Annotated in this window: 3 protein-coding genes; all 3 read left to right on the top strand. The window is 28.7% G+C overall.

The annotated features are described in order from the left end of the window. The first annotated feature begins 150 nt into the window (after positions 1 to 150). Positions 151 to 1,365: a DUF4430 domain-containing protein gene (locus tag J7G74_RS10580; protein WP_297135055.1), complete on the top strand. Its 1,215-nt coding sequence runs from the start codon at positions 151 to 153 to the stop codon at positions 1,363 to 1,365. Continuing rightward, a complete protein-coding gene (locus J7G74_RS10585; RefSeq protein ID WP_297135057.1) occupies positions 1,362 to 2,252 on the top strand; it encodes an energy-coupling factor transporter transmembrane component T in 891 nt (296 codons plus the stop codon). The genes J7G74_RS10580 and J7G74_RS10585 overlap by 4 nt, the downstream gene beginning before the upstream one ends. Continuing rightward, a partial coding sequence (locus tag J7G74_RS10590) for an ABC transporter ATP-binding protein (RefSeq protein WP_297135059.1) occupies positions 2,225 to 3,737 on the top strand: 1,513 nt, incomplete at its 3' end. The genes J7G74_RS10585 and J7G74_RS10590, both read left to right, overlap by 28 nt.

Genomic DNA, 3,737 nt, shown 5'->3' on the forward strand with positions numbered 1-3,737 from the left:
ATAAAATCTAATGATGAAATAAATTTAAAGATAAAGGATGCTGTATTTGCAACCATAGAGGGAGATATGGATAATTCTAGTTTATCTACAAAGAAGAATACTATGAAGATTGAAAATTGTAAGATAGATATACAGTAAGGGGGGGAGTATATGAAAAAATTTAAGAAAATATTATTAACCTTGCTAGTTGTTACTTTATTTTCAATAGTTGGATGTAATAAGGTTATTAGTATTGAAAGTAATGTATCGTTAGATAATAGTAAAATACCTGAAAATGGTATAGTAACTGCTGAAGTTTTTGAAAAAGTTAAAGAAAGTGGAGAAATGGCATTATTCAGTGGAGAAAATAAAACATTTTCTTATGAATGGATGTTTTTACCTACAGATATTAACACTACAAAAGATATTAATTTGTCAGTCAATACTGTAGATGAAAAAGTTGATAAAGTTAAAGATAAAATGGAATCAAAAGTGGTTTACGGATTTTCATTTGGAGAAGCTACAAGTTTAGATACTAAAACTGCTTTATCTATTATTTTCAAGGATAAACTAGATTGTACAGCTGCAGATATTTACCAATTTAAAGGAGAAGACTTAGAAAAAGTAAGTACAGCTACGGTAGATAACTCCTCTGGGACTACTTTTAATTTTAGTATTAAGGATAGAAAAGGAGCTTTTTACATTGTAGGTAGTGATCCAAAACAAGCTGCTATAGATGAAGACAGTAATGGAATTGATTCAGATTCTTCTAATGAAAAAAGTAGAAGCGAATTAGCTAAGGAAAGTTTAGCTTTTAAAAAACAACAAGGTATTGATGTTTCGCAAGGTACACCTAATAAAGATGGGAAAGATAAATATCTTACTGATCCTACTCCTGCAGGAAAACCAAAACCTTTTGAGTGGAATGAAGGTGGAAATGAGGTTGACAAAAGTAAGGTAGCAGGATATGTAACCTTATCTATAGATTGTAAAACTCTATTAGATCCAGCCAATAAAAAAGTTGCAATTGAAAATGGAAAGGGAGATATGATTCCATCTGACGGAATAATTTATAATACTAAAAAAGTGAAATTTTATAAAAATGAAACAGTATTTGATGTTTTATTAAGAGAAGTACAGGAAAATAAAATACACATGGAATTCTCTATGACACCAATATACAACAGTAATTATATAGAAGGAATACATAATTTGTATGAGTTTGATGGTGGAGAATTAAGTGGATGGATGTATCAAGTTAATGGATGGTACCCTAATTATGGATGTAGTAGATATAAATTAAAAGATGGGGATGTTATAAAATGGAGATATACCTGTGATTTAGGAACAGATGTGGGTTGTGATTGGATGGCAGGTAAAAAATGATAAATTCATTTAAATCCTACCATCCAATTGTAAATTTTTATTATTTTACAATTGTAATATTATTTAGCATGTTTTTTATGCATCCTATTTTTTTATGCATATCTTTTATAACATCATTTATTTACTCTATTTGTCTTAATAGAGGAAAAGCTGTAAAGTTTAATATAGTATATATGATACCATTTTTGGTATTTTGTGCAGTAATAAATCCAGCTTTTAGCCATGCGGGAGTGACAATTATTTGTTATTTTGATACAGGAAATCCATTAACATTGGAATCTATTGTTTATGGTATAGCAGCAGCAACAATGTTTATTTCCATGATTTTTTGGTTTTCCTGTTATAACGCAGTAGTATGTTCTGATAAATTTATATATTTATTTGGAAGAATAATACCCGGATTATCACTTATAATCTCCATGGTATTAAGATTTGTACCAAAATATAAAGCACAGATTAAAGTAATATCAAACTCACAAAAATGTATAGGAAGAGATGTTACTAATGGAAATATAATAAGGAAAGCGCTTAATGGAATAAAAATTTTATCAATAATGATGACTTGGGCATTAGAAAATGGAATAGAAACAGCTGATTCAATGAAATCAAGAGGGTATGGACTTAAGGGAAGAACTAGTTTTTCTAACTATAGATTTGATGATAGAGATAAAGTTGTAATGGGATTTATGATTATTTTTACAATAATAATTTTAATAGGAAATTTTAGAGGGGAAAATACTATGGTTTATTTCCCAGCAATTAAAATGATACCTATTACAATATTTAGTATAATTGATTATTTTGCATATTTCCTTTTTTGTATTACCCCAGTAATTCTTGACATTAAGGAGGAGATAAAATGGAGACATTTAGAATTGAACAACTAAATTTTTCTTATCCTGAGATAGATAAACAAGCTTTGAAAAATATAAATTTAAATATTGAATCTGGAGAGTTTGTAGTTATATGCGGGAAATCAGGATGTGGTAAAAGTACATTGATAAGACATTTAAAAACTGTATTAACACCTTATGGGAAAAGGGAAGGAAAAATATATTTTAAAGGAAGAACTCTTGATGAAGTAGATGATAGGATTCAATCATCAGAAATAGGATATGTGTTACAAAGTCCTGAAAACCAAATAGTAACAGATAAGGTTTGGCATGAACTAGCTTTTGGACTAGAAAGTTTGGGTTATGATAATAAAACTATTCGACTTAGAGTGGCTGAAATGGCAAGTTTTTTTGGAATTCAAACATGGTTTAGGAAAAATGTAACAGAGCTTTCTGGAGGACAGAAACAATTACTAAATTTAGCTTCAATTATGGTAATGCAACCATCAGTATTAATTCTAGATGAGCCAACAAGTCAATTAGATCCAATAACAGCTAGTGATTTTTTAAAAACTATAAAAAAAATTAATGAGGAACTTGGCATTACAATAGTAATGGTAGAACATGATTTGGAAGAAGTATTTAATATAGCAGATAGAATAGTAGTCATGAACGATGGAGAAATAATTATTGATGATAAGCCAAAGAATGTAGGTATTGAAATAAAAAGACTGATTCCAGAAATGTTTGATGCAATGCCATCTCCTATAAAAATAGCATCTTTGTTAAATATAAATGAAGTACCAATTACTGTAAAAGAGGGGCGATATTTTATTAATGAATTATTTGATAATGAACATATTGTATATACAAGAATAGAAGATGATAAAGAAAATAATCTTCTAGAAAATAAAATTGCTATAGGAATAAAAGACGTTTGGTTCAAGTATGAGAAAAATGGAAATGACATTGTAAAGGATTTAAACTTGGAAATTAAAGAAGGTGAGTTTTTCTGTATAGTAGGAGGAAATGGTACTGGCAAAAGTACTACAGTATCTTTGATATGTGGCATAAATAAACCTTATAGAGGTAAGATAGAGCTATTTGGTAAAAACATAAAAGATTATAAAAATAAGGAGTTATTTAATAATAATTTAGCTATTCTTCCTCAAGATCCTCAATCTTTATTTGTGAAAAACACAGTAGAAAAAGATTTATATGAGATGTTGCCTAAGTTAGGAATGAGTAAAATAGAAAAAGAAGAAAAAGTAAAAAAAGTATCTAAGTTAGTTGAAATAGAAGATTTATTACATCATCACCCATATGACCTAAGTGGAGGAGAACAGCAAAGAGCAGCTTTAGCAAAAGTACTGCTTTTAGAACCCAAACTATTAATATTAGATGAGCCAACAAAGGGGTTAGATGCTCATTTTACAATTAAGTTTGCAAAGATGATTAATAAATTAATAGACAATAAAGTGACAGTAGTTATGGTCTCTCATGATATAGAATTTTGTGCTAATTATGCAGATAGATGCG

The organism is Terrisporobacter sp., assembly GCF_017888745.1.
Lineage (GTDB): Bacteria > Bacillota > Clostridia > Peptostreptococcales > Peptostreptococcaceae > Terrisporobacter.

Bases quoted from the DNA above. Each gene is read 5' to 3' on its own strand.
- J7G74_RS10580 (WP_297135055.1), top strand. From the start codon at position 151: ATGAAAAAATTTAAGAAAATATTATTAACCTTGCTAGTTGTTACTTTA.
- J7G74_RS10585 (WP_297135057.1), top strand. From the start codon at position 1,362: ATGATAAATTCATTTAAATCCTACCATCCAATTGTAAATTTTTATTAT.